Annotated in this window: 23 protein-coding genes; 10 read left to right on the top strand and 13 right to left on the bottom strand. The window is 66.8% G+C overall.

The annotated features are described in order from the left end of the window. The first annotated feature begins 12 nt into the window (after window positions 1-12). Window positions 13-1,623 (top strand): acyl-CoA synthetase, encoded by a 1,611-nt coding sequence (locus WKC72_RS37220; RefSeq protein ID WP_370181269.1) that lies wholly within the window; start codon window positions 13-15, stop codon window positions 1,621-1,623. Between the two features lie 43 nt (window positions 1,624-1,666). Here the strand turns inward: WKC72_RS37220 and WKC72_RS37215 are convergent, their stop codons facing one another. The 3 genes from WKC72_RS37215 to WKC72_RS37205 all read right to left on the bottom strand — a co-directional run bounded on the left by WKC72_RS37215 (window position 1,667) and on the right by WKC72_RS37205 (window position 4,093). Continuing rightward, window positions 1,667-2,332, bottom strand: a complete 666-nt coding sequence (locus tag WKC72_RS37215) for a GNAT family N-acetyltransferase (RefSeq protein ID WP_037241642.1) — start codon at window positions 2,330-2,332, stop codon at window positions 1,667-1,669. A 102-nt stretch (window positions 2,333-2,434) separates the two neighbouring features. Continuing rightward, on the bottom strand, window positions 2,435-2,920 hold the full coding sequence (locus WKC72_RS37210) for a nitroreductase family deazaflavin-dependent oxidoreductase (RefSeq protein WP_370181268.1): 486 nt from the start codon (window positions 2,918-2,920) through the stop codon (window positions 2,435-2,437). 9 nt (window positions 2,921-2,929) lie between these two features. Then, the gene (locus WKC72_RS37205) at window positions 2,930-4,093 is read right to left on the bottom strand and encodes a steroid 3-ketoacyl-CoA thiolase (RefSeq protein ID WP_370181267.1); all 1,164 of its coding nucleotides are present in this window, start codon (window positions 4,091-4,093) and stop codon (window positions 2,930-2,932) included. Window positions 4,094-4,253: 160 nt separating this feature from the next. Between WKC72_RS37205 and WKC72_RS37200 the strand changes: the two genes are divergently transcribed. Continuing rightward, window positions 4,254-5,510: a cytochrome P450 gene (locus WKC72_RS37200; RefSeq protein WP_037241633.1), complete on the top strand. Its 1,257-nt coding sequence runs from the start codon at window positions 4,254-4,256 to the stop codon at window positions 5,508-5,510. Between the two features lie 86 nt (window positions 5,511-5,596). Then, a complete protein-coding gene (locus tag WKC72_RS37195; protein WP_370181266.1) occupies window positions 5,597-6,853 on the top strand; it encodes an erythromycin esterase family protein in 1,257 nt (418 codons plus the stop codon). Window positions 6,854-6,863: 10 nt separating this feature from the next. Here the strand turns inward: WKC72_RS37195 and WKC72_RS37190 are convergent, their stop codons facing one another. From WKC72_RS37190 to WKC72_RS37170, 5 genes are read right to left on the bottom strand one after another with little or no spacing between them, the layout of a single operon-like run. Next, the gene (locus tag WKC72_RS37190) at window positions 6,864-7,277 is read right to left on the bottom strand and encodes a nuclear transport factor 2 family protein (RefSeq protein WP_037242449.1); all 414 of its coding nucleotides are present in this window, start codon (window positions 7,275-7,277) and stop codon (window positions 6,864-6,866) included. Window positions 7,278-7,287: 10 nt separating this feature from the next. Continuing rightward, window positions 7,288-8,151, bottom strand: a complete 864-nt coding sequence (locus WKC72_RS37185; protein ID WP_370181265.1) for a TIGR03619 family F420-dependent LLM class oxidoreductase — start codon at window positions 8,149-8,151, stop codon at window positions 7,288-7,290. A gap of 15 nt (window positions 8,152-8,166) precedes the next feature. Next, entirely contained in the window at window positions 8,167-9,342 is a 1,176-nt protein-coding gene (locus WKC72_RS37180; RefSeq protein WP_370181264.1) for a thiolase domain-containing protein, read from the bottom strand. Further along, entirely contained in the window at window positions 9,342-10,406 is a 1,065-nt protein-coding gene (locus WKC72_RS37175) for a thiolase domain-containing protein (RefSeq protein WP_037241620.1), read from the bottom strand. Before WKC72_RS37175 ends, WKC72_RS37180 begins: the two co-directional genes overlap by 1 nt. A gap of 12 nt (window positions 10,407-10,418) precedes the next feature. After that, window positions 10,419-11,399, bottom strand: coding sequence for a Zn-ribbon domain-containing OB-fold protein (locus WKC72_RS37170; RefSeq protein WP_037241617.1), 981 nt, complete (start codon window positions 11,397-11,399; stop codon window positions 10,419-10,421). Window positions 11,400-11,478: 79 nt separating this feature from the next. On the opposite strand from WKC72_RS37170, the gene WKC72_RS37165 reads away from it, so the two are divergent. Next, on the top strand, window positions 11,479-12,516 hold the full coding sequence (locus tag WKC72_RS37165; protein ID WP_037241614.1) for an LLM class F420-dependent oxidoreductase: 1,038 nt from the start codon (window positions 11,479-11,481) through the stop codon (window positions 12,514-12,516). 56 nt (window positions 12,517-12,572) lie between these two features. Here the strand turns inward: WKC72_RS37165 and WKC72_RS37160 are convergent, their stop codons facing one another. Together WKC72_RS37160 and WKC72_RS37155 are read right to left on the bottom strand one after the other, a co-directional pair. After that, window positions 12,573-13,532: a hypothetical protein gene (locus tag WKC72_RS37160; RefSeq protein WP_370184646.1), complete on the bottom strand. Its 960-nt coding sequence runs from the start codon at window positions 13,530-13,532 to the stop codon at window positions 12,573-12,575. A gap of 160 nt (window positions 13,533-13,692) precedes the next feature. Beyond that, entirely contained in the window at window positions 13,693-14,517 is an 825-nt protein-coding gene (locus WKC72_RS37155) for a crotonase/enoyl-CoA hydratase family protein (protein ID WP_037241611.1), read from the bottom strand. Window positions 14,518-14,596: 79 nt separating this feature from the next. On the opposite strand from WKC72_RS37155, the gene WKC72_RS37150 reads away from it, so the two are divergent. Continuing rightward, window positions 14,597-16,249 (top strand): acyl-CoA synthetase, encoded by a 1,653-nt coding sequence (locus WKC72_RS37150; protein WP_370181263.1) that lies wholly within the window; start codon window positions 14,597-14,599, stop codon window positions 16,247-16,249. Then, window positions 16,249-17,364 (top strand): nitronate monooxygenase family protein, encoded by a 1,116-nt coding sequence (locus WKC72_RS37145; RefSeq protein ID WP_268791668.1) that lies wholly within the window; start codon window positions 16,249-16,251, stop codon window positions 17,362-17,364. The genes WKC72_RS37150 and WKC72_RS37145 overlap by 1 nt, the downstream gene beginning before the upstream one ends. A 40-nt stretch (window positions 17,365-17,404) precedes the next feature. Here WKC72_RS37145 and WKC72_RS37140 read toward each other — a convergent pair whose 3' ends face one another. From WKC72_RS37140 to WKC72_RS37130, 3 genes are read right to left on the bottom strand one after another with little or no spacing between them, the layout of a single operon-like run. Beyond that, on the bottom strand, window positions 17,405-18,976 hold the full coding sequence (locus tag WKC72_RS37140) for a long-chain-fatty-acid--CoA ligase (RefSeq protein WP_370181262.1): 1,572 nt from the start codon (window positions 18,974-18,976) through the stop codon (window positions 17,405-17,407). Further along, window positions 18,973-20,094, bottom strand: coding sequence for an acyl-CoA dehydrogenase family protein (locus tag WKC72_RS37135; RefSeq protein ID WP_370181261.1), 1,122 nt, complete (start codon window positions 20,092-20,094; stop codon window positions 18,973-18,975). The genes WKC72_RS37140 and WKC72_RS37135 overlap by 4 nt, the downstream gene beginning before the upstream one ends. Before the next feature lie 10 nt (window positions 20,095-20,104). Beyond that, the gene (locus tag WKC72_RS37130; protein ID WP_037241593.1) at window positions 20,105-21,286 is read right to left on the bottom strand and encodes an acyl-CoA dehydrogenase family protein; all 1,182 of its coding nucleotides are present in this window, start codon (window positions 21,284-21,286) and stop codon (window positions 20,105-20,107) included. Window positions 21,287-21,533: 247 nt separating this feature from the next. On the opposite strand from WKC72_RS37130, the gene WKC72_RS37125 reads away from it, so the two are divergent. The 4 genes from WKC72_RS37125 (at window position 21,534) to WKC72_RS37110 (ending at window position 24,951) form a co-directional block, all read left to right on the top strand. Further along, window positions 21,534-21,725: a ferredoxin gene (locus WKC72_RS37125; RefSeq protein WP_005262894.1), complete on the top strand. Its 192-nt coding sequence runs from the start codon at window positions 21,534-21,536 to the stop codon at window positions 21,723-21,725. Between the two features lie 104 nt (window positions 21,726-21,829). After that, on the top strand, window positions 21,830-22,747 hold the full coding sequence (locus WKC72_RS37120) for a 3-oxoacyl-ACP reductase (protein WP_037241591.1): 918 nt from the start codon (window positions 21,830-21,832) through the stop codon (window positions 22,745-22,747). 567 nt (window positions 22,748-23,314) lie between these two features. Further along, entirely contained in the window at window positions 23,315-24,079 is a 765-nt protein-coding gene (locus tag WKC72_RS37115) for an ABC transporter permease (RefSeq protein WP_015888557.1), read from the top strand. A gap of 20 nt (window positions 24,080-24,099) precedes the next feature. Further along, on the top strand, window positions 24,100-24,951 hold the full coding sequence (locus tag WKC72_RS37110) for an ABC transporter permease (RefSeq protein WP_005244538.1): 852 nt from the start codon (window positions 24,100-24,102) through the stop codon (window positions 24,949-24,951). The last annotated feature ends 10 nt before the right edge of the window (window positions 24,952-24,961 follow it).

Raw genomic sequence — 24,961 nt, 5'->3', positions numbered from 1 at the left:
GAGGACGCCCCCGTGGCCTACAACCTTGCAGACCTCTTCGAGCATTCCGTCGACGCGATGCCGGAACGGGTGGCGCTGATCTGCGGCGCCCGACGCGTCACCTACCGGGAACTGGAGGACCGCGCCAACAGGCTGGCCCACCACTTCCTGGAGGTTGGGCTGACCGCCGGCTCGCACATCGGCGTGCACCTGCACAACTCCATCGAGACCATGGAGACGTTGCTGGCGGCGTACAAGATTCGCGCGGTCCCGATCAACATCAACTTCCGCTACACCAGCGACGAACTCGCCTACGTCTACGGCAACGCGGAACTCGACGCCGTAGTCCATCATCGGATCTATTCGCCGCGCATCGCGGAGGTCCTGCCCTCGCTGCCGAGGATCCGGCACACCGTCGTCGTCGAGGACGATCTCGGCGGCGCCGGTGTGCCGAGCGACTCGGTGCCGTACGAGGAGGCGCTGTCCGGCAGCGGAGACCGGGACTTCGGCGAACGCAGCTCCGAAGACCTGTTCATGATGTACACCGGCGGCACCACGGGGCGTCCCAAGGGTGTGGTGTGGACGCACGAGGCCATCTGGCGCGTCCTCGCGGGCGGTCTCGACTTCTACACCGGTGAGGCAATCGACGACGAGTACCAGCAGTCGCGGGTCGGGTCGCAGGGGGACCCGACCCTGTGGTTCGCGTTGCCGCCGTTGATCCACGCGGCCGCGATGATGCCGACCTTCACGGCGCTGTTCAGTGGAAACACCGTGCTGCTGGAATCGAAGTTCGACGCCGACCGCACGTGGGAGCTCGTCGAGCGGCACAAGGTGCAGATCCTCATCATCACCGGCGACGCGATGGGTCGGCCGCTGATCGAGGCGCATCAGCCGTCGCGCACCGACACGTCGAGCCTGGGTGTGGTGGCATCGGGGGCCGCGCTGTTCTCACCGGTGATCAAGGACGCCTTTCTCGACGCGTTCCCGGGACTGCTGGTGTCCGATTCGATCGGCGCGTCGGAAACGGGTTTCGGCGGAATCGGTTTCGCGACCAAGGGGGAGAAGCAGGTGGGCGGGCCCCGGGTGCCCGCCGGCCGGTACGCCCTGGTGATCGACGAGAACGACGTCCCCGTCGAACCGGGGTCGGGGAAGGACGGCTGGTTCGCGAAGGGCGGGTACGTCCCACTCGGCTACTACAACGACCCGGATAAGACCCGGGAGATCTTCCGGGAGGTCGACGGGCGACCCGTCGTCGTCACCGGCGATCGCGCGCGGATCGAGGCCGACGGATCGATCACCCTGCTCGGCCGCGGCAACATGGTGATCAACACCGGCGGCGAGAAGGTGTTCGCCGAAGAGGTCGAGAGCGCGGTGAAGGCCTACCGCGACGTCTACGACGCCATCGTGGTCGGCGTCCCCGACGAACGGTGGGGGCACCGGGTGTCCGCGGTCGTGCAGGCGCGGGACGGTCGGGGCGTCGACTTCGCCGGACTCGAGGACCACGTGCGGCAGAGCCTGGCCGGCTACAAGATTCCGCGTCTGGTGTGGGTGGAAGACACCGTCCAGCGCACCCCGAGCGGCAAGCCCGACTACCGCTGGGCCCAGGGCGTCACCAAACAGCGCGACCCCGACCACCGCACGTGAGTGGCGAAGTGTGCTCCCGCACGCTTCGCCACTCACGTGCGGGTCAGGCGGGAGCGCGGACGACCAGGACCGTTCCCGGGAATTCCGCGGCGAGTTCCTGGCGGCTGTGCTTCACGGCCGCGGTGCCGTAGCCCTTCTTCCTGGCGTCGGGGGAGATCCAGATGGCGACGTCGACCTCGCGTCCCGACAGTTCGCCGAACACCATGCCGACGGCAGTGTTCTCCGCGGTGTCCTCACACACGAACCAGGCGGCGGACTCGTCGTCGACGCGGCTCAGGCCTTCCGTGCGTTCCTTCTCGACCCGCTCCTCGGACCACTGCGTGCCCGCGTCGTCGACCTGCTCGCCGCAGCGGCGCCGGAACAGTTCGGCGTCTTCGTCGGTCTCGGTGAACGGACGGAGGCGGAAGTTCCGCCCGGTGCTCGCCGGCCGGTCCGTCGACGTCCACTCGAGCGTGGCGTCGAGGTCCTTCAATTCCGTCTGGATGCGGAGCCGTTCGACCTTGGTGAGGCGGCGGAACGTCAGGTTGAGGACGGCTTCCGCGTACGCCTCGGAGGTGTCGAGAAGCCCGGCGACGGTCGTGAGGGCCTCGGCGTGGTCCTCGCTGTCGACGATGGCGTCGAGCACCTCGTGGCGCCGCTCGAGTGCACGCAGCAGGACCGCGGTGAGCTCTCGACGGTCGTGTATCCGATCTTGAACCTGTGTACTCATGTCTGCAATTCCTCGCCCTCGGCCGTCGTACAAGTCCGTACGCGTCAATACTGCAAGAAGTCCTCCGACATGGCACCCGTTACCCGGCGGTACATACAAGTGCTATCGGGGAGTGCAGACCACGACGGGGATCGTGCGGTCCGTCCAGGCCTGGTAGTTGTCGAAATCCGGATACATGTCGACGAGCCGCGGCCACAGGCGCGCGCGTTCCTCGGGGTCCGCCACGTGGGCGGTCATCGGCCGCACCCGCGACTTCACCTGGACGGTCACCTCGGGGTTCGCGCGCAGGTTGAGGTACCACATCGGGTGCTTCGGCAGACCGCCCTGCGAGGCGGCGAGGATGATGCGGTCACCGTCCTCGAGGAACAGCAGCGGGCTGATCCGCGGCTCGCCGCTCTTCCGTCCGGTGGTGGTGAGCAGGCAGACAGGCAACCCGCGGGGGAAGGCGCTGCCGACCCGCCACTTGCTGCCCAGTCGCCCGCCCGTCCGCCGGTACAGCACGACGTTGACCTTCGACATCCACTTGATGAAGGAGACCGTCCACTTCGAGTCGAGGCCGGGCGGTCGGGCGGCGGCGGGCGCATTCATCAGCGGATCCTAGATCCGCTCGATGATGGTGCCGGTGGCGAGCGCCCCGCCGGCGCACATCGTGATCAGTGCCGTCGATCCGTCGGTGCGCTCGAGTTCGTGCAGCGCGGTGGTGATGAGTCGAGACCCGGTGCTGCCCACGGGATGTCCGAGTGCGAGCGCACCGCCGTTGACGTTGACCCTGTCCGTGTCGGGCTCGTGCACCGACGCCCACGACAGCAGCACCGAGGCGAAGGCCTCGTTCACCTCGAACAGGTCCAGGTCGCCGATCTTCATGCCGCTGCGTTCGAGGACGCGCGCCGTGGCCTGGACGGGCCCGTCGAGGTGGAATTCGGGTTCGGAGCCGACCAGCGCCTGGGAGACGATGCGGGCCCGGGGCGTCAGGCCGAGAGCACGCGCCCTGGCCTCGTCCATCAGCATGACGGCGGCGGCACCGTCGGAGATCTGCGAGGACGTGCCCGCCGTGTGGATGCCGCCCTCGAGGACGGGCTTCAGCTTGGCGAGCGACTCCGCGGTGGTATCGCGCAGTCCCTGATCGCGCGTCACGACCCGGGTCTCCCCGGTGAGGTTGCCTTCCTTGTCCACCACGGGTGCGGTCACGTGCAACACTTCCCGGTCGAAACGCCCTTCGTCCCACGCCTGCTTGGCGCGTGCCTGCGAACGGACTCCGAGAGCCTCGACGTCCGCGCGGGTGATTCCGCGGCGACGGGCGATGCGCTCGGCGGCCTCGAACTGGTTGGGCATGTCGATGTCCCAGTCCGTGGGCCTGCGCGGCCCGGCGTTCTCGCCGACGTTCGCCCCGAGCGGCACCTGGCTCATCGCTTCGATGCCGCAGGCGATTCCGACGTCGATCGCGTCGGTGGCGATCAATCCCGCGATCAGGTGGTTGGCCTGCTGCGCGGAGCCGCACTGGCAGTCGATCGTGGTGGCGCCGACCTGCCAGGGCAGTCCGGCGTGCAGCCACGCGGTCCGGGTGATGTTGTTCGACTGCGCGCCCGCCTGGGTGACGCATCCACCGATCACCTGCTCCACCAGTTCGGGGTCGATGCCGGAGCGGTCGAGGATGCCCCGCTGAGCGGCACCGAGGATCTCGGCGGCGTGCAATCCGGCGAGCCAGCCACCGCGCTTTCCGATCGGGGTGCGTACTGCTTCGACGATTACTGGTGTGCCCACGGTGGGCTCCTTTCCTTGTTCTCAGAAAATAGAACAGGTTCTGCTATCCGGGCAAGGTCTGAATGAGCTTTCCTTTGCTAGTCGCCCGGCTTGTGCTTCAATGCTAGTAGAACGTGTTCCACATCACGGAGTGGTGTATGGCTTAGGGCAGGAGACAGCAGTGGCGCAGCCCAATCTTCCAGAGGGTTTCGACTTCACCGACCCGGACATCTACGCAGAGCGCATCCCGTACCAGGAGTTCGCCGAACTGCGGAAGACTGCCCCGATCTGGTGGAACCCGCAGCCGCCGGAGATCGGTGGCTTCCACGATGACGGCTACTGGGTCGTCAGCAAGCTCGAGGACGTCAAGGAGGTGTCGCGGCGCAGCGATGTCTTCTCCACGCATGAGAACACCGCGATCGTGCGCTTCGCCGACGACATTCCGCGCGAGAACATCGAGATGCAGCGTTTCATCCTCATAAACAAGGACGCTCCCGAGCACACCAAGCTCCGCAAGCTCGTCTCCCGCGGCTTCACGCCCCGCGCAATCAACAGCCTGCGCGAGGAACTCACCGAGCGCGCCGAGAAGATCGTGAAGGCTGCCGCCGAATCGGGGGCCGGCGACTTCGTCACCCAGGTGGCGTGTGAGCTTCCTCTGCAGGCGATCGCCGAACTGCTCGGTGTGCCGCAGGAGGATCGACTGAAGGTGTTCGACTGGTCGAACCAGATGACGGGCTACGACGACCCCGAACTGGACATCGACCCGCAGGCCGCGTCGATGGAGATCCTCGGCTACGCGTACCAGATGGCGGACGAGCGCAAGAAGTGCCCCGCCGAAGACATCGTCACGACGCTGATCGAGGCGGACATCGATGGAAATGAGCTTTCTCCCGAGGAATTCGGCTTCTTCGTGATCCTGCTGGCGGTCGCCGGCAACGAGACCACGCGCAATGCCATCACACACGGCATGATGGCGTTCCTGGACCATCCCGATCAGTGGGAGCTCTACAAGAAGGAGCGTCCCAAGACGGCGGCGGACGAGATCGTCCGGTGGGCGACTCCGGTCAACTCGTTCCAGCGCACCGCACTGGAAGACACCGAACTCGGCGGAGTGCAGATCAAGAAGGGGCAACGAGTCGTAATGCTCTACGGCTCCGCGAATTTCGACGAAGACGCGTTCGAGAACCCGGAGAAGTTCGACATCATGCGGGAGAACAACCCGCACGTCGGATTCGGCGGAACGGGCGCCCACTTCTGCCTCGGCGCCAACCTGGCGCGACTCGAGATCGACCTGATCTTCAATGCGATTGCGGATCACCTGCCCGATATCAGTAAGCTGGGAGATCCGCGGCGGTTGCGCTCGGGCTGGCTCAACGGTATCAAGGAATTTCAGGTCGATTACAAGACTGCGTCAGGCGGTTGCCCGGTCATACACTGACCCCCTGATTCAGCGGCGTCGGAGGGCACCCTCATCCTCTCCGACGCCGCTGTTCTCTTTCTGATCGAGGAAGGTGGGAGCAGGTCATGACCGTGCAGGCCACCGTCCGCGACGTGGGTGCCGTTTTCTCGGCACCGGGGGACCCGAGCGTGACCGCTGCCCTCGGCGCATTCCTCCGCCGCCTGGACCCCGCGCCCCGACTGCTCGGGTTCGGCGAGCCCATGCGCGGGGAGGAGAGCTTTCTGCTGCTCCGCAATCAGATGTTCCGGTTCCTCGTCGAACATGAGGGCTACCGGTCCATCGCGATCGAAAGCAGTTGCCTGAAGGGGCTACTCGTCGACTCTTTCGTGCGGGGTCCGGACCGCCGGCCACTCGACGACATCATGGAACGCGGTTTCAGCCACGGCTTCGGTGAGTCCCGGGCGAACCGCGACCTGATCGGGTGGATGGCCGAATACAACCGTCGGCGCGAACCGGACGAGCAACTCCGATTCTCCGGATTCGACGCCCCCATCGAGATGACGTCGGCAGACAGCCCGAGGCAGGCCCTGACCTTCCTCGACACCTACCTGAGGACCCACCTCGACGAGCAGGATCTGCCCTGCACTCCGGGCAGGATCTCCGCACTGATCGGCGACGACGACCGCTGGAGCAACCCGGCTGTCGCGATGGACCCGACCCAGGCCGTCGGTACCACCCCCGAGGCCGTCGAGTTGCGTCTCATCGCCGACGACCTGATGACCCTGCTCGCGTCGCAGACGCCCCGCCTCGTGGCCGACGGCACGCGAGACGAAGTGTGGGAGGCCGAGCTTCACGGTCGCGTCGCGACCTGCCTGCTCAGTTATCACGCAGGCATGGCTGAGAACTCGCCACGCCGCATCGCCCGGCTCCTGGGAATCCGCGACACCCTCATGGCGGACAACCTGTCCGCGGTGGTGCAGAGGGAGGCCGATCGAGGCCCGACGTTCGTCTTCGCTCACAACGGCCATCTGTCGAAGGGTGAAACCCACTGGGATCTCGCCGGACTGCATCTGCACTGGTGGTGCGCCGGCGCTCATCTGGACGTGCGGCTCGGCGACGCCTACACGGTCATCGGTTCGGCCGTCGGGGAGGCGCCGGGTCACGGTATCGGGCAGCCGCCACCCGGAACCCTCGAGGATCGGCTCTTCGCGGTCGGGGAGAGCTGTCTCGTGCCTGCCGCGCCGGTGGCGCGCAGGATCGGAGATGTGGAGAAGCGCGCCGATCCGTCGGGCAACTCCACGTACTTCCCGCTGGACCCCGCCGGCGTCGGCGAGCTCGACGGGATCCTCTTCGTCCGGCACATCGACGACGCCGGCACGTGATTCGGGGCGTTCAGGCCTTGCGCAGTGTCTTCATCGCCCGGTCGACCTCCCAGAAGGCCCGCAGGGACGTGATCTTGCCGTCCTCGTTCACGCGGTAGATGAACACGCCCTCGGCGTCGATCTGGGATCCGGCCACCGTGGACCGGATGGTCCCGATGTTCACGTTCTCGTTCCCGCACACCAGTGAATCGGTGATGAGGAACTCGAGCGATTCGGTGGTCGCGATCGTCATGTCGTAGAACCGGGAGATCGCGTCGAGTCCGTGGTGACCCTTGCCCTCAGGGTCGAAACCCGAAGGGCCGACCGGGTCTTCGACACAGGCGTCCTCGGCGAACAGGGCAAGCCACTCGTCCTTGCGCCTGCCGCTGGCCGCCTCGCGGGAAGCCTGCCCGGCGAGGCGGGCGGGATGGTCGGTCGTCGTCATGTCCACACCCCTATCCGATGTACTGATCGGCGAATTTGCGCAGCGACTCCTGCTTGGCCTCGAGCGGTCCGTCGAAGCCGATGCCGTCGAAAACCCACGGGACGACGATCGTGTCGGTCACGCCGGCATCCGCCAACTCGGCGTAACCGTCCTTCCCGAAGCGGTCGATGCACACGGTCTGGATCTCGTACGGCAGATCGGCGCGGCCGTACTCCTCGCGGAGTTCCCGCAATCGCGCGATGACCTGGACGAGATCGTCGAACTTGATCATCGCGGACGTCCAGCCGTCGCCCACCCGCGCGGCGCGGCGCAGCGCGACGTCGGTGTGTCCGCCGACGTAGAACGGCACCGGTTTCGTCGGCGCCGGGCTCATCTGCAGTCGGTCGAAGTCGTAGAACTCACCGTGATACTCGACCATCCCGCCGCCGAGGATCAGCTTGATGACGTCGATCATCTCGTCGACGCGCGCGCCGCGCTTCGCGTACGGCACTCCGCACCATTCGAATTCCTCCGGTGCCCAGCCGATCCCGACGCCGAAACCGAAACGGTTACCGATGAGGTTGGCCACCGAACCGACCTGACGGGCGAGGAGTACCGGGTTGCGGGAACCCAGCTTGAGGACCTGGGTGTAGAACTCGATCTTCGACGTCACCGCACCCATCGCGGCCGCCGCGATCAGCGGATCCACCCACGGCGTCTCCTCGTTCCACATCCGCGAGCCGTCCGGTGTGTACGGGTAGTCGGCGCTCTGCTTCTCCATGAAGAACAGTGAGTCGGGGAGTGCGATGGACGAGAATCCGCACTCCTCAGCTGTTTTCGCGAGAGCGATCAGTTGGTCGAGGGGATTCATGGCGATGCCGACGGTGAACTTCATGGTGATGTCCCGCTCCTATTTGTTCGGCCGGTCGGAACCGACCACCCACATCGAGAAGTACTGCGAACCGCCGCCGTAGGCGTGGCCGAGTGCCTTGCGTGCGTCCTTCACCTGATGGTCGCCGGCGCGGTGCATGACCTGCATCGCCGACTCGGCGAACCGGATCATGCCCGAGGCGCCGATGGGGTTGGACGACAGGACGCCGCCGGACGCATTGAGCGGCAGCCGGCCGCCGATCGCCGTCTCGCCCGCCTCGGTGAGTTTCCAACCCTCGCCCTCCGAGACGAAGCCCAAATTCTCGAGCCACATCGGTTCGAACCAGGAGAAGGGGACGTAGATTTCGGCGACGTCGATCTCGTCGAGCGGATCCTTGATGCCCGCTGCCCTCCACAGTGCGGCCGCGGCGTCCCGGCCGGCCTGCGGATTCACCTGGTCGCGTCCCGCGAACGTGGTGGGCTCGGTGCGCATCGCAGTGGCGTGAATCCACGCCACCTCACGACCGTCCGCAATGACCTGCTCGGCAGCCTCCTCGTTGCCGATCACCAGCGCGCAGGCGCCGTCCGAGGAGGGGCAGGTCTCGTCGTAGCGGATCGGGTCCCACAGCATCTGCGAGGCCTGCACGGACTCGAGCGTGATGTCGGGTTGCTTGAGGTGGGCGTACGGGTTGAGGCTGCCGTTCAACCGGTCCTTCACCGCCACCATCGCGCCGATGTGATCGGGTGCGCCCGACCGCCGGATGTACGAGCGGACATGCGGCGCGAAGTACCCGCCCGCGCCCGCGCCGACCGGCATGTGGAACGGAATCGGGGTGGACAGCGCCCACATGGCGTTCGATTCGGACTGCTTCTCCCACGCCACCGTCAGTACCCGCTTGTGCACCCCCGACTTCACGAGGCTCGACGCCACCACCGCGGTCGAACCGCCGACCGAGCCTGCGGTGTGCACGCGCAGGAGTGGTTTGCCGTTGGCGCCCAGCGCGTCCGACATCGCGAGTTCCGGCATCATCGACCCCTCGAACAGGTCGGGGGCCTTCCCGATCACCACCGCGTCGATGTCGTCCCAGCCCACCCGCGCGTCTTCCATCGCGCGGTCGATCGCCTCGCGAACCAGTCCGGACATGGACACGTCGTGCCGCTTCGCCACGTAGTGCGTCTGACCGGTGCCGAGCACCGCGGCCAATTGATTCGCCATCAGTTGCGTCCCTCCAAGACTGCGACCAGATTCTGTTGCAGCACAGCACCACTCGTAGCGTGCGCCAGCGTGCGCCCGGCGTTGCCGTCCATGATGGCCTTGGCTGCGTAACCTATGCGTTCCAGACCCGCGGCGAACATCGGATTCCCGCTCAGCGGGCCGCCCGACGGGTTGATCACCGTCGCATCGGACAGTCCGATGGCCTCGCGGAGGATCAGTTCCTGATGGGTGAACGGTCCGTGCAGTTCGGCCACGTCGATTCCGCCGACGTCCCCTCCGGTGGCACCGCGGGCGGAGGCCGTCGTGGACGGCGAGACCGTCAGGTCGCGGGCGCCGAAGTTCGGGGAATCGATCCGATGCTCGATCCCGGTGATCCACGCCGGCCGCTCGCACAGCTCACGGGCACGGTCGCCGGCGGCGAGCACGACGGCGGCGGCGCCGTCCGTGATCGGTGCGCAGTCGTGGGCGCGCAACGGATCCGCGACGAACGGGCTGGCGAGCAGCGCGTTGATGTCGACGTGCCCCGACAGCTGGGTGTTCGGATTGCTCTCCGCCGCGGCCCGGCTGCGCGCGGCCACGGCCGCCATCTCCTCGGCCGTCCACTTCCCGGCATCGAGTCCGAGGCGGGCCTGCAGCCCGGCGAGCGACACGGAGTCGAGGGCGAGTGGCGTGACCAGGTAGGGGTCGAGTTGCATCGACAGGATCTTGCGGAGGTTGCCCGCCGACGACTTGCCGAAGCCGTAGACGAGGGCGGTGTCGACCTCGCCGGTCATGATCTTGATCCAGGCCTCGTAGAACGCCCACGCCGCATCCATCTCGACGTGCGACTCGTTGATCGGCGGAACCGCACCGATCGAGTCGACCGCGGAGATGAAGGAGAACGAGCGTCCGGCCAGGTAGTCCGACGACCCGGAACACCAGAAACCGATGTCGGACTTGGTGATTCCGAGCTCCTCGTACAGCTGCTGGAAGCAGGGAACGAGCATCTCGACGCCGTTGGTGGTGCCGGTGGTCTCGCGCACATGCGGTGCGTGCGCGAACCCGACGACTGCGATATCTGTCATTGTGCCGCGCCCTTACAGGTGATGTTTGTAGGTGTCGTACTCGGCGTCGGGCTCGCCCGTCGGCCTGAAGTACTCGATGTTCTCGAGGGTGTAGCCCCACTCCTCACGCGGTTTCCACTTGGCCTCCACGCGCATGCCCATCCGCACGTCGGCGGCGTCGCAGTCGAGGATCAGGTGCAGAAACGCGATGTCCGCGCCGTCGAGCAGCACGTAGGCGGCGACGTACGGCGGCTTGATCCGCTGTCCGAGGAAGGGGACGTTCACGATGCAGAACGTGGTGACGATGCCCCTGTCCGGCAGTTCCACCTGCTCCTTCGTCGGGATGCCGTCGGTGGGATTGGCGCTGCGCGGCGGGATGTACACCTTGCCGTCCGGTCCGGTGCGGCCACCGATCAGCTTGCCCGCCTTCAACCCTCGGAGGTAGTAGCTCTCCTCGGCGGAGGCGGAGTGCATGTAGTCGAGATCGATGGGCGTCGTGACCATCGTGACCGGTTCCGACTCCGAGGACGGCTCGGGTTCGTTCGTCGACTCCCCGGGCTCGAAGCACACGATGTCCTGGATGCGCCCCACCCGCTCCTGCGCCCATCGCGCCCGGACCCGCATGCCCGTGCTCATGGCGGCGGGAGAGTGGACGTCCACCGCGTGTACGAGGGACGTGTCCGCGCCGTCGAGCTTGATCAGGGCCCACGCGAAAGGCGTGGTGAGTGGCTGTCCGGCAATCGGTTCCGGCATCCACGTCCAGCTCACCACGGTCCCGGCGTCGGAGACCCCGACGAAGTCGGTGAGAGGTTCGGCGGTGTTCGGGTCGAACTCGGGCGGGGGGACGTAGACGCGTCCGTCCGAACCGCGGGCGCCGATGACCTTGCGGTCGCGCAGCGCGGTCACGAAGGCGCCGATGGTCGGACCCACCGATCGGGTGTAGTCGAATTGAAGTTTCAGCGGGGCGCTCAACGGTTCGTTCGAGAATTTTTCAGCCACCGCGCTCTTTCCCATGCTCACAACTTCGAGTAGAACAGGTTCTAGTGTTTGTGGCAAGGGTCACTTCTGACGACGGTCGATGCGGAGGCACACGATGAAGCTCGGGTTGCAACTGGGATACTGGGGCGCACAGCCACCGGCGAATGTCCCGGAGTTGATCGCCGCGGCCGAAGCCGAGGGATTCGACGCCGTCTTCGCCGCCGAATCGTGGGGTTCCGACGCCTTCACCCCCCTCGCCTGGTGGGGTTCGAGCACCGAACGCGTCCGCCTGGGCACGTCCGTCGTCCAGATCTCCGCGCGCACACCCACCAGCACCGCCATGCACGCACTCACCCTCGACCACCTCAGCGGCGGCCGGGCGATCCTCGGCCTCGGCGTGTCCGGGCCCCAGGTCGTCGAGGGGTGGTACGGGCAGCCGTTCACGAAACCGCTCGCCCGCACCCGTGAATACGTCTCCGTCATCCGGAAGGTGCTGTCGCGGGAGGGACCCGTCACCAGCGACGGCCCGCACTTCCCGCTGCCCTACACCGGACCCGGCAGCACCGGTCTCGGGAAGCCGCTCAAGCCGATCACCCACCCGCTGCGGGCCGACATCCCCATCTGGCTCGGCGCCGAAGGTCCGAAGAACGTCGCACTCACCGCCGAGATCGCCGACGGCTGGCTCGCCATCTACTACTCGCCCCGCCTCGCGCCCATGTACAACGAATGGCTCGACGAGGGCTTCGCCCGGCCCGGCGCCCGTCGCAGCCGCGAAGACTTCGAGGTCGCGGCCACCTGTCAGGTAATCGTCACCGACGACCGCGCCGCCGCCATCGCCGGCCTCAAACCGATCACCGCGCTGTACGTCGGCGGCATGGGCGCCCCCGAACTCAACTTCCACGCCCAGGTCTACACCCGCATGGGCTACGGCGAACAGGTCGAGGAAATCGGGCGCCTCTTCCGCGCAGGCCGCAAGGACGAAGCCGCCGCCGTCGTCCCCGACGAGATGGTCACCGAGACCATGATCATCGGCAACGTCGACGAAGTCCGCGCCGACGTCAAACGGTGGGCCGACGCCGGCGTCACCATGCTCCTCGTGTCCTGCCGCGACGCCGACCACGTCCGCGAACTGTCCGCGGCGGTCCTCGGCTGACCCCCGCTTTCGGGCGAATGTACCTTTCGGCGCACCTGAGGCACTGAAGGGTACATTCAGCCGCGCGCTGTGAGCATCCGGACCTCCGGCCGGGGTCGGGACGACGCCAGCTGGAAGTGCGATCGGAGGTCGGCGATGACTCGGTCGGCGTTGTCGCGGACTGCGCTCGGTAGCGTCGGCAGCACGATGATGCCGTGGTTCTGCATCCGGGTGCGGCGCTCGACGGTCGATTTGTAGGCCTTCGGCGCCAGATGCCAGTCGAGCGAGTCGATGTCCCAGGCGAATGCGACGTCGTCGATCCATCCGTCCGGCATGGCGATGAACTGTCCGGCGGCGTCGACGATCCTGCGGTTGAAGACCATTCGGGGCAGTCCGCTGCGCAGCCACAGTCTGCGGGCTTCGGCTTCGGACACCGAGTGGACGTCTGCACTCACTTCGTGCAGCACCGCACGGGGGAGTGCTGCACCCCGGCCACTACCCGAGTCCAACTCTGCGATCAGCTCGGCGACGCTCACCTCGCCTCGCTGGACCACCTCGGCGATGAGGGATCGAGCGCTGTCCAGGGTGCGGCACCGTCGTGCCGCGTCGAGCAACGCGCGCGGAAGCGGCGCGCAGGGAAGCCCATTGCGCGTCACCGGGGCCGGCAACCGCGTCGTACGTTCGACGAGAACGAAGCCCGTTGACTGCACGCGCCGATGCGTGGCGATCAGAACATGGGCATCGCCGGAGTAGGACGTTCCGTACCCGTATTCGTGCAGCGCTGCACGACCGGTGAGGACTGCGTCCTCGCCGCTGAGCACGATCGCGGCCACCGCGCGCTGACGTGCGGTCGGCCGGCCGTTGCCGAGCATCACGACACCCGGAAGGATGCGTTGCCACGGCCCGCCCGGACGGCATCGAGCGTCGATCGCCGAATTCGACACACCCCACTGCCTCAACTCGGCGGTCCGGATGATTCCGGACCGGCTCACTCCGTACAGATCTTCGAGGCGATGCCCCCACTCTCCCCGTCGCATGCAGTCGATGATGACCCACCCGGTGCCGACGGCAGGTCCGGTCACCTGGCGATTTGATGAGGCCTGTGGATAAGTAGGGGGCTGTGGATAACCCTCGCATCTCGGGCGAATGTACCTTTGGGCGCCTCAGATGCGCCGAACGGTACATTCGCCCGAAGGGTCAGCGACCCTCGAACTTCGGCGCACGCTTCTCGGAGAAGGCGCGGGGACCTTCCTTCGCGTCGGCGCTCTTGAAGACCTCGGTGCCGAGGGCGGCATCGATCTGAAACGCCTCCTCCTCGTGCATGCCTTCGGTGTCGCGGATGGTCTTCAGGATCGCCTGGACGGCGAGGGGTCCGTTGGCGGCGATGAGGTCGGCGAGTTCGAGGGCCTTGTCGAGGGCCTGACCGTCGGGGACGACGTGTCCGATGAGGCCGATCTCCTTGGCCTCGGGGGCCTTGATGTGCCGTCCGGTCAGCAGGATGTCGGCTGCGACGGTGTACGGAATCTGCCGGACGAGGCGCACGGCGGAGCCGCCGAGTGGAAAGAGTCCCCATTTGGCTTCGGAGACACCGAATTTGGCGCTCTCTCCGGCGACCCGGATGTCGGTGCCCTGCAGGATCTCGGTGCCGCCGGCGATGGCGGGGCCCTCGACCGCGGCGATGAGGGGTTTGGTGAGGCGTCTCCCCTTGAGGAGTGCCTCGATCTTGGACAGGTCCCAGCCGCCCCCGGAGAACGAGTCGCCGGGGTGCTGCGACGTCATGGCCTTGAGGTCGGCGCCCGCGCAGAATGCGCCGCCGGCGCCGGTGAGGATGGCGACCCGGATGTCCGGGTCGGAGTCGACCTGATCCCACGCGTCCCGCATGATCGCCATCATTTCGCCGGACAGCGCGTTCTTCGCCTCGGGTCGGTTCATCGTCACGATGAGGACGTGTCCGCGCTTCTCCACGAGGCAGTGCGGCGACTGTGCCGAAATGTCGGATTTCTCGGTCGTTGTAGAGGACACTGAAGTCTCCCGAAGGGTGTGTGAGCTGGCTCTCAAATTGGGTCTTGCCAGAAACGGTAACACGTTCTACTTTGTTGACGTGGCCCTTAATATCGCAGACCTCGTAGAGCACGCAATCGACCTCGTTCCGGACCGCGTCGCGTTGGTGTCCGACGATCGGGAAGTGACGTACGCGCAGATGGAGGAGAGGGCCAATCGCCTAGGCCACTACCTGCGCGAACAGGGTGTCCAGCCCGGCGACAAGGTGGGCATCTACTGCCGGAACACCATCGAGGCCATCGAGGCCATGGTGGCGGTCTTCAAGATCCGTGCCGTGATGGTGAACGTCAACTACCGGTACATCGAGAACGAGTTGCAATACATCTTCGACAATTCGGACATGGTCGCGCTCGTTCACGAGCGCCGCTACTCCGACAAGGTGGCGAACGTGCTCCCCGAGACGCCGCTCCTGAAGACCACCGTCGTGGTCGAGGACGGCACCGATCTCGCCTATGAGGGCCTCGAATACGAGGCGGCGCTGGCGCAGGGTTCCCCCGACCGCGACTTCGGCGAGCGCAGCAACGACGACCTGTACATGCTCTACACCGGTGGCACCACCGGAAAGCCCAAGGGCGTCATGTGGCGTCACGAGGACGTCTGGCGGGTTCTCGGTGGCGGCATCAACTTCATGACCGGTGAGTACGTCGAGGACGAGTGGGACCTCGCGAAGCTGGGCGCCGAGAGCCCCGGCATGACCCGCTTCCCGATCCCGCCGATGATCCACGGCGGCAGCCAGTGGGCGGTGTTCCAGAGTCTGTTCGGCGGCGGAAAATGCGTGATGCACCCCGAATTCGACGGCCACGACGTGTGGCGGATCGTCGATCAGCACAAGGTCAACCTCATCTTCATCACCGGCGATGCGATGGCGCGCCCGATGCTCGACGCGCTGGTGGAGGGCGACAAGGCGAGCGGCGAACCCTACGACCTGTCGACACTGTTCCTCATGGCGAGTTCGGCGGCGCTGTTCTCGCCCAGCATCAAGGAGAAGTACCTCGAGCTGCTGCCCAACCGGATGATCACCGACTCCATCGGTTCGTCCGAGACCGGTTTCGGCGGCCTCAGCGTGGTCGCGAAGGGCGACTCGCACGGCGGCGGCCCGACGGTGAAGATCGACGCGTCCACGTCCGTCCTCGGCGAGGACGGCAACCCGGTGGAGCCCGGGTCCGGCGTGGTCGGCATCCTGGCGCGCAAGGGGCACATCCCGATCGGCTACTACAAGGACGAAGAGAAGACCAAGGCCACGTTCAAGGAGATCAACGGCATTCGATACTCCATCCCCGGCGACTTCGCGCAGGTGGAGGCGGACGGCACGGTGACGATGCTCGGCCGCGGCTCGGTGTCCATCAACAGCGGCGGCGAGAAGATCTTCCCCGAGGAGGTCGAGGGCGCACTCAAGTCGCATCCCGACGTCTTCGACGCCCTCGTGGTCGGCATTCCCGACGAACGCTTCGGCCAGCGTGTCGCCGCCGTCATCCAGACCCGGGGAGGGGCGCGTCCGGGCCTGCACGAGATCGCCGACGCGGCACGCAAGGAGATTGCGGGATACAAGCTTCCACGCAGCCTCTGGTTCGTCGACGAGATCAAGCGTTCGCCTGCGGGTAAGCCCGACTACCGCTGGGCCAAGGAACAGACCGAGACCCGTCCGGCCGACGACCACAACGGCAACGGTTCGCCCGAAAGCAAAGGCGCGTAATGCACACGAGTTTGAGCGAGAAGTTCGGCATCGAGTACCCGGTCTTCGGGTTCACTCCCTCCGAACACGTGGCCGCGGCGATCTCCCGCGCCGGCGGTCTGGGTGTGCTCGGCTGCGTCCGGTTCAACGACCCCGAGGAACTCGAAGCCGTCCTGTCGTGGATGGACGAGAACACCGACGGCAAGCCGTACGGCGTCGACATCGTGATGCCCGCCAAGGTTCCGACAGAGGGCACGTCGGTGGACCTCGAGTCGCTGATCCCCGCGGAACACCGCGCGTTCGTCGACCGGACCCTGGCCGAGCTGGGGGTGCCGCCACTCGATTCGGGTGCCGAACACGCGACCGGCGTGCTCGGCTGGCTGCACTCGGTGGCGCGCTCACATGTGGACGTCGCCCTGAATCATCGAATTGCGTTGATCGCCAACGCACTCGGCTCGCCCCCGAAAGATGTCATCGACCAGGCCCACGAGAAGGGCGTTCCGGTGGCGGCGCTGGCCGGCGCCGTCGAGCACGCGCGCAGGCACGTCGCGAACGGTGTCGACATCGTCATCGCGCAGGGGTACGAGGCCGGTGGGCACACCGGTGAGATCGCGTCGATGGTGCTGATTCCCGAGATCGTCGATGCTATCGGTGATTCCGCCGCGGTCCTCGCGGCCGGTGGTATCGGCAGTGGACGTCAGGTCGCCGCTGCGCTGTCGCTGGGGGCGGCGGGGGTGTGGATGGGGTCGTACTGGCTCACCACCTCCGAGTACAAACTCGGCAGCGCGTCGTCCGAGGGACCGTCCGCGATCCAGCGTGCCCTGCTCGGTGCGACGTCCGCCGACACGGTGCGGTCCCGGATCTACTCGGGTAAGCCCGCGCGCCTGCTCAAGACCAAATGGACCGACGCCTGGTCGAAGCCGGACGCGCCGGCACCGCTGCCGATGCCGCTGCAGAATCTGCTGGTCAGCGAGGCGCATCAGCGGATCGCCGCGTCCGAGAACCCGGATGTCGTGGCGATGCCGGTGGGTCAGATCGTGGGCCGGATGAACGAGATCCGTCCGGTGGCCGAGGTGATGGACGAACTCGTCAAGGGCTTCGACTCGGCGGTGTCGCGGCTCGACACGCTCCGCTAGGCACGTGAGTGGCAAAGCGTGCGTCAGCACACTTTGCCACTCACGTGCGGGAGTAGGCGGACCCGGCGCGGACCCATACCGGATCGGCGCAATTGTCGGCCTCTGCGCTCAACACGCGGGTGAGGACCTTGAACGTGGCGGTCCGCGGGAACTCGGCACACACCCGGATCAGGCTCGGGCGCTGCTTCGGCCCCAGATCGGACTGTGCGTCGAGGAAACTCGTGAAGGCCACCGGATCGAAGTCACGCGTCGGGACGACGGCCGCCATCACCCGGTCCCCGACGTCGGGGTCGGGCACCGCGTACACCGACACCTGGGCGAAGCCGTCGTACCGCATCAGGATGCGTTCGATGGGCGCCGAGCCGATGTTCTCGCCGTCGACGCGCAACCATCCGGAACTGCGTCCCGCGAAGTACACGAACCCGTCGGCATCCCGGTAGGCGAGGTCGCCGCTCCAGTACTTGCCGTCGCGGATCCGCTCGGCGTCGGCCTCGGGATTGTTGTAGTAACCCGCGAACGCCCCCGACCCCGCGACGTTGACGAGTTCGCCGGTCGCGACCTCGGCGTTGAGCACCCGGCCGGCGGAATCGAATTCGGCCGGGGGGCAGGGGTTGCCGGTCTCGGGGTCGAGGATCGCGATGCCCTCGGGGAGCCTGCCCAGCGAGCCCGATGGCGACCCGGGGGTGGCGGAGATGGCGACACCGCCCTCGGTGGAGCCGAATCCGTCGACCACCGCGGTGCCGAAGCGGTGCGAGAACGCCGCGACCGCGGGCGCGGACCCCTCGTTGCCGTACATGACCCGCAGCGTGTTGTCGGCGTCGTCGGGCATCTCGGGGGTCGCCAGCACATACGACAGCGGCTTTCCGACGTAGTTGGCGTACGTGACGCCGAACTTCCGCACATCGGACAGGAAGTTGGATGCGGAGAACTTCCGTCGCAGCGCAATCGAGCTGTGTCCCGCGAGCGCCACGGACCATGCCGCCATCATGGCGTTGGAATGGAACATGGGCATCGACATGTAGACGACGTCGTCCGGGGTCAACCCGAAGCGTTCGGCGAGCATGATGCCGGGGCCGGTGATCTTCGCGTGGGTGCAGCGCACCGCCTTCGGGTCGCCGCTCGTGCCGGACGTGAAGATGAGCATGAACAGGTCGTTGGCGGCGGCGACCCTCGGCCTGAATGCGGGACGCTCCTCGGCGAGCAGGGCGGACCATGCCGGCGAATCCACGTCGACGACGGGAACACCCGGATCGAGACCGTCCCGCAGCGCGGACCGCCCGGATTCGGTGAAGACCACCTGGCAGTCGGCCAGCGCGATGTCGCGGGCCAGCGCCTCCCCGCGTCGAGTGGTGTTGAGCCCCACGAGGACGGCGCCGGACAGCGCCGCCGCCCCGGCGAGGAGGGAGAACTCGGGGACGTTGTCCATCAGGACACCGAAGTGCCGGGGCCGCTGCGCATCGAGCAGGTCGTCGAGGATCGCGGCGCGCCGCAGGCTCGCCCGCACGTGCTCGGACCACGACAGGAACCGGTCTTCGAAGTACAGGCCCTGGGCGTCGGACTTCGAGACGCCGAGGAGCAGGTCCGATACCGTGCGCGCGAGCGTGGCGGTCATGCCGGGACGGTGGCCAGTTCGGCGCCGAGGATCCGCAGCTGCTGCGTGGCCGAACCGAGCCGGAACTCGAGTGCCTTGGCGGCGAGGAAGTACCGGTGCACGGGGTGGTCTTCGTCGAGTCCGACGCCTCCGTGGACGTGGACGAGGGTGTGGGCCACTCGGTGTCCGGCGTCGGACGCCCAGAAGTTGGCGGTCTGGATGTCGCCTTCGCTGGGCAGGCCTTCTCTGAGCCGCCACGCCGCCTGCCACAGCGTGAGCCGCACGCCCTTCACGTCGATGTAGCCGTCGGCGAGTCGCTGGGCCACGGCCTGGAAACTGCCGATGGGCCGACCGAACTGCACCCGCTCGCGGGCGTAGGCCGCGGTGAGTGTCAGGGATTCGTCGAGGACGCCGTACTGAAATGCGCAGGCGCCGAGCGAGCCGCGCTCGACGAGCCAGTCCACGATCTCGCCGCCCTGGTCGACGGCGCCGAGCACGCGGTCCTCGGTCAGCGACACTCCGTGGAGGGTCACCTCACCGGTGCTGGCCAGGTCGACGGTCTGCTGGCGGGTGACGGTCACTCCGGCGTCGTCGGGGCGGACGAGGAAGACGGCCACACCGTCCGGGGTGGTCGCCGGGACCAGGAAGAGGTCGGCGGACGGTGCCGCGTCGACCACGATCTTGGTGCCGTCCAGTGTCCAGCCGTCCGCGCCGCGTTCGGCACGCGTGACGGGCGCACCCGGGGTGTCGTTGAGTTCCTCGTCGAGCGCGACGGTGAGGATCTTCTCGCCATCCGCGGCCGGAGTGCCCCAGTCGGAACGCTGCTGTTCGGTCCCGTACTTCGCGATCGCGCCTGCCGCCATCACGATCGACGACAGGTAGGGAACCGGCGCGACGGCGCGGCCCAGCTCGACGAGGATGCTGCACTGCTCGAGGACGCCGAAACCGTCGCCGCCCACCGACTCCGGCAGTGCGGCGCTCAGGACGCCGGACGACGCGAGTGCGGACCACAGCCGGCGATCGAGGCGGTCGTCCGCGTTGTCGAGTTCGCGCAGCCGGTCGTTGGTGACGAGGTCCGAGACGATTCCGTGGGTGAGCCCGGCCAGATCCTGCTGGGCCTCGGTGGGGGTGAAGTCCATTGTCGTAGTCCTAACGCTTCGCTGGGGGCAGGCCGAGGGCGGTCATGGCGATGATGTCGCGCTGCACCTCGTTGGTTCCGCCGCCGAACGTGAGGATCAGCGACGACCGGTGCATCCGTTCGAGTCGCCCGCGCAGCAGGACCCCGGGGGAGTTCTGCCGCAGCGTGGCCGAAGGTCCGAGGATCTCCATCAGCAGCCGGTACGCCTCCGTGGCGAACTCCGTGCCGTAGACCTTGTTGGCGGACGCCGCTTCCGGGCCCGGCGCGTGGTCGGTGGACGAGGCGATCTCCCAGTTCATCAACTTGAGGTACTCGGCCTTGGCGTGGACCCGGGCCAGGTTGATCTGCACCCATTCCTGGTCGATGACGCGGCGGCCGTCCGGCAACTTGGTGTTCTGCGCCCATTCGCGCACCTCACGCTGTGCGGTGAGGACCGGCCCGGCGGACGTCAGGGCGACGCGCTCGTGGTTGAGCTGATTGGTGATCAGCGCCCACCCGCCGTGCTCGGGGCCGACCAGCGCGGACGACGGAACCCGAACGTCCTGGTAGTAGGTGGCGCTCGTGTCCGGACCCGCCATCGTGTGGACGGGGGTGTACGAGAAGCCTTCGGCGGTTGTCGGGACGATCAGCATGCTGATGCCCTTGTGCTTCTTGGCTTCGGGATCGGTGCGGCACGCCAGCCACACGTAGTCGGCGTACGCGATCAGGCTCGTCCACATCTTCTGGCCGTTGATGACGTAGTCGTCGCCGTCCTTGACGGCGGTCGTGCGCAGGCTGGCGAGGTCGGTGCCCGCTTCGGGCTCGGAGTAGCCGATGGAGAAGTGCAGTTCGCCGGCCGAGATCCTGGGCAGGAAGAACGACTTCTGCTCGGGGGTACCGAAGTGCATGATGGTCGGCGCCACCGAGTTGATGGTGAGGAAGGGGACCGGGGCGCCGGCGATGGCGGCCTCATCCGTGAAGATCAGCTGCTCCATGGCCGACCGCTCCTGGCCGCCGTACTCCTTGGGCCACCCGAGCGTCAGCCAGCCGTCCTTGCCCATCTGGGCGACGACCTCGCGGTAGACATTGCCCTCGCCGTATTCGCCGGTGGTGGCGGCCAGTGCCTCTCGACGCTCCGGCGTCATCAGCTTCGCGAAGTACGCGCGCAGCTCTTCCCGCAGCTGCTGTTGCTGCGGTGTGTAGGTGATGTGCATCGAAATACCTCTCCAGTCCGAGAGCGGAATCAGCTGAAATCTGGCACAGGTTCCAGTCTCTGCGGTGCATTCGCGGAGTCGGCCCCGGCCGGCCCCGGAGCGTGCCCGGTAGGCGTGCTCGCAGTCGTGGAACGAATCATTGCACACGACTGGAACAGGTTCTAGTGTTATCGCAGGAACGGAGTGCGCCACAGCCCGGCGGCACCTGGGTCCACGAGTGACGAGACGAGGAGAAGTGAGGGTTACCATGGAGGTCAGAGTCGATTTCGACCGTTGCGAGGCCAATGGTGTGTGCGTGGGGATCGCACCCGACATCTTCGAGCTCGACGACGACGATCAGCTGCACATTTCGAGTGCCGTTCCTCCCGCTGACCGGGAGGAAGACGTGCGCACGGCGATCGCCCAGTGTCCGAGGGCCGCGCTCACCGAACACCCCTGAGGATTGTTGCCCGGAATGAGAACACGTTCTACAGTGACGTCGACCTACCGCCGTGTCGTGTTTCGCGACCTCCGGCGAGTGCACAGAACCAGGAGAGCGTGTTCATGAATGCTGTGGCTGACCGCGATGTGAACGTGGACGGCAAGGTCGCCGTCGTGACCGGCGCCGGATCCGGCCTCGGAAAGTTCGAGGCGATCGCACTGGCCCGCGCGGGTGCGTCCGTCGTCGTCAACGACCTGGCCGCGAACGACGCCGTGGAGGCAACGCTCGAGGAGATCCGGGGCCTGGGCGCGAAGGTCGAGTTCGTGGCAGGAGACATCGGGGAACGGTCCACCGCCGACGCGATCATGGAGGCGGCGCAGAGCCGGCTCGGCAGCCTCGACATCCTGGTGAACAACGCGGGTATCACGCGGGATCGCATGCTGTTCAACATGTCCGACGAGGACTGGGATCTGGTGCTGAAGGTTCATCTGCGCGGACACTTCCTGCTGTGCCGCGCAGCCGCGTCGTACTGGCGGGGCAAGTCGAAGGAGGCCGGTGCGCCGGTGTACGGGCGCATCGTCAACACCTCGTCCGAGGCGGGACTGCTGGGCCCCGAGGGGCAGGCGAACTACGGCGCCGCCAAGGCGGGCATCACGGCGCTCACGCTGTCGGCGGCCCGCGGGCTGTCCCGGTACGGCGTCCGAGCCAACGCGATCTGCCCTCGGGCCCGCACGTCGATGACGGAGAACGTCTTCGGGGAGGCACCGGCCGAGGGGATCGACCCGTTGTCGCCCGAGCATGTGGCCGCGCTGGTCGCCTACCTCGCCTCGCCCGCCGCCGACTCGGTGAACGGTCAGGTCTTCGTCGTCTACGGCCCGATGGTGGCGTTGATGGCGGCACCGGTCGTGGAGCGGCGGTTCGACGCCGCCGACGGTCGGTGGACACCCGGTGCGCTCGCGGCCGAGCTCGGAAACTATTTCGCGGATCGGGATCCTGCCGCCATGTTCTCGGCCTCCGCGGCGCTACGCGAACTGGGCTGACTGCGTCGCCGGGGTCGAATAACCGACACGAAGGTTGTTTCCGTATCGTTTCCGCAGGTAATGCCCGCGCGATGGGCGATACTGAAGGCAACTGAAGAGCGGCGGAACGGGGGCCGGGAGACCGTGGTGGGGTGTTCGAGAGGTGTGCCGGATATGACTAGATCGTGTTCTAGTTCTGCTGTCGTCGACCAGTTCGATCGCGCCTGCCCATCCGGCGCGGCAGCTGCCGAGGTCGGCCCGTGTGCGTGGCAGCTGCAGAAGGTGTATCCGCCGTTCGCCGACATGCGGTGAAATTCTCTCAAAGTTCTTGTGCTATAACATCTTAGGGCCACGACTCGGATTCCCGCTCGGCGCGAATCATCGAGTTCGATCGGCTGGGGACACGCCCGGAATTTCGGTCGAATTCGGCACTCCGAGCGTGCTGAATGTGGGACGATTCTTGCTGATGAGCGACCACCTTTGACAGGTGAACACGTTCTAGTTAATATGACCTGAGTCACAGACCGTCGGGGGGCTGGGCTCGAACTGACAGTCGGTGCTGGGCGAGATCATGGACGAGGAGGACGGATGGTAGACCTCCTCGAGGTGCCGTTGCGTGCGGTCGGCGGGTTCTTCACGATGTCGGGCGAAACGTTGAGGGCAGTCTTTTCGAGGCCCTTCCAACGTCGCGAGTTCGTCGACCAGGCGTGGTTCGTCGCCCGGGTCTCGATGGTGCCCACCGTGCTGGTGGCCATTCCGTTCACCGTGCTGGTGAGCTTCACGATCAACATCCTCCTCCGTGAGATCGGCGCGGCAGACCTCAGTGGCGCCGGCGCCGCTCTCGGCACCGTGACCCAGGTCGGTCCCATCGTCACCGTGCTCATCGTGGCGGGTGCAGGAGCCACTGCCATCTGCGCAGACCTCTCGGCCCGCACCATCCGCGAAGAGATCGACGCGATGCGGGTGCTGGGCATCAATCCGATCCACCGCCTGGTCGTGCCACGAGTGCTGGCGTCGACCGTCGTTGCGCTCCTGCTCAACGGCCTGGTCTGCACCATCGGCATCCTCGGCGGCTTCGTCTTCTCGGTCTACATCCAGGACGTCAACCCGGGTGCGTTCGTCAACGGCATCACCCTGCTCACCGGATTCGGGGAGCTCGTGATCTCGGAAGTCAAAGCCGGTCTGTTCGGCATGATCGCCGGCCTCGTCGCCGCCTACCTCGGCCTGAACGTCAAGGGTGGCGCGAAGAGCGTCGGTGACGCCGTCAACCAGACCGTCGTGTTCTCGTTCATGGCCCTGTTCGTGGTCAACGTTCTCGTCACCGCCGTCGGCATCAAGCTGACGGCAGGGTGATCGACATGGTGGTGGAGTAGATGGCACTAGCGGCGGCCGGGCGCTTTCCCCGAACTCGGAAACGGTTCGCGTCGGCGTCCCGCTCGATCGACCGGCTCGGTGAGCAGGCGCTGTTCTTCGCGCGTGCCATCGGATGGGCGCCCCGCGCCCTGATGCACTACCCGAAGGAGACGCTGCGGCTCATCGCCGAGATCAGCATGGGCACGGGTGCCCTCGCGGTGATCGGCGGAACCGTCGTCATCGTCGGCTTCCTGACCCTGTTCACCGGCGGCACCATCGCGGTGCAGGGGTACAGCTCGCTCGGCAACATCGGCGTCGAGGCCCTCACGGGCTTCTTCGCGGCCTTCATCAACGTGCGGATCGCGGCGCCGGTCATCGCGGGCATCGGTCTGGCGGCCACCATCGGCGCCGGCTCCACCGCCCAGCTCGGCGCCATGCGCGTCTCCGAGGAGATCGACGCGCTCGAGACGATGGCGATCCCGTCGATCCCGTACCTGGTCAGCACACGCGTGATGGCGGGCATGATCGCCATCATTCCGCTGTACGCCCTGGCGGTGATCGCGTCGTTCATGGCCAGCCGGTTCGCGACGGTGGTGCTGTACGACCAGTCGTCCGGCGTGTACGACCACTACTTCTCGACGTTCCTGATACCCACGGACATTCTGTGGTCGTTCGCCCAGGCCATCGTCATGGCGATCGCGATCATGCTCATCCACACCTACTACGGATTCAACGCCTCGGGCGGTCCGGTCGGTGTCGGTGTGGCCGTCGGCAACGCGGTGCGCTCCTCGCTGATCGCCGTCGTCACCGTCACCCTGCTCATCTCGCTCGCCATCTACGGCGGGTCCGGCAACTTCAACCTTTCGGGATAGGAGTGCCGGT

The sequence above is a fragment of the Rhodococcus wratislaviensis genome, from assembly GCF_041228765.1.
In the GTDB taxonomy this organism is placed as follows: Bacteria; Actinomycetota; Actinomycetes; order Mycobacteriales; family Mycobacteriaceae; genus Rhodococcus_F; species Rhodococcus_F wratislaviensis.
This window is presented reverse-complemented; position numbering and strand designations above follow the sequence as displayed.

What these genes read in the sequence shown, in the direction of transcription:
- WKC72_RS37215 (WP_037241642.1), bottom strand. Translation starts at nt 2,332, where the DNA reads ATGAGTACACAGGTTCAAGATCGGATACACGACCGTCGAGAGCTCACC.
- WKC72_RS37210 (WP_370181268.1), bottom strand. Translation starts at nt 2,920, where the DNA reads ATGAATGCGCCCGCCGCCGCCCGACCGCCCGGCCTCGACTCGAAGTGG.
- WKC72_RS37195 (WP_370181266.1), top strand. Translation starts at nt 5,597, where the DNA reads ATGACCGTGCAGGCCACCGTCCGCGACGTGGGTGCCGTTTTCTCGGCA.
- WKC72_RS37190 (WP_037242449.1), bottom strand. Translation starts at nt 7,277, where the DNA reads ATGACGACGACCGACCATCCCGCCCGCCTCGCCGGGCAGGCTTCCCGC.
- WKC72_RS37185 (WP_370181265.1), bottom strand. Translation starts at nt 8,151, where the DNA reads ATGAAGTTCACCGTCGGCATCGCCATGAATCCCCTCGACCAACTGATC.
- WKC72_RS37180 (WP_370181264.1), bottom strand. Translation starts at nt 9,342, where the DNA reads ATGGCGAATCAATTGGCCGCGGTGCTCGGCACCGGTCAGACGCACTAC.
- WKC72_RS37175 (WP_037241620.1), bottom strand. Translation starts at nt 10,406, where the DNA reads ATGACAGATATCGCAGTCGTCGGGTTCGCGCACGCACCGCATGTGCGC.
- WKC72_RS37170 (WP_037241617.1), bottom strand. Translation starts at nt 11,399, where the DNA reads ATGGGAAAGAGCGCGGTGGCTGAAAAATTCTCGAACGAACCGTTGAGC.
- WKC72_RS37165 (WP_037241614.1), top strand. Translation starts at nt 11,479, where the DNA reads ATGAAGCTCGGGTTGCAACTGGGATACTGGGGCGCACAGCCACCGGCG.
- WKC72_RS37160 (WP_370184646.1), bottom strand. Translation starts at nt 13,532, where the DNA reads ATGCGACGGGGAGAGTGGGGGCATCGCCTCGAAGATCTGTACGGAGTG.
- WKC72_RS37145 (WP_268791668.1), top strand. Translation starts at nt 16,249, where the DNA reads ATGCACACGAGTTTGAGCGAGAAGTTCGGCATCGAGTACCCGGTCTTC.
- WKC72_RS37140 (WP_370181262.1), bottom strand. Translation starts at nt 18,976, where the DNA reads ATGACCGCCACGCTCGCGCGCACGGTATCGGACCTGCTCCTCGGCGTC.
- WKC72_RS37135 (WP_370181261.1), bottom strand. Translation starts at nt 20,094, where the DNA reads ATGGACTTCACCCCCACCGAGGCCCAGCAGGATCTGGCCGGGCTCACC.
- WKC72_RS37130 (WP_037241593.1), bottom strand. Translation starts at nt 21,286, where the DNA reads ATGCACATCACCTACACACCGCAGCAACAGCAGCTGCGGGAAGAGCTG.
- WKC72_RS37125 (WP_005262894.1), top strand. Translation starts at nt 21,534, where the DNA reads ATGGAGGTCAGAGTCGATTTCGACCGTTGCGAGGCCAATGGTGTGTGC.
- WKC72_RS37120 (WP_037241591.1), top strand. Translation starts at nt 21,830, where the DNA reads ATGAATGCTGTGGCTGACCGCGATGTGAACGTGGACGGCAAGGTCGCC.
- WKC72_RS37115 (WP_015888557.1), top strand. Translation starts at nt 23,315, where the DNA reads ATGGTAGACCTCCTCGAGGTGCCGTTGCGTGCGGTCGGCGGGTTCTTC.
- WKC72_RS37110 (WP_005244538.1), top strand. Translation starts at nt 24,100, where the DNA reads ATGGCACTAGCGGCGGCCGGGCGCTTTCCCCGAACTCGGAAACGGTTC.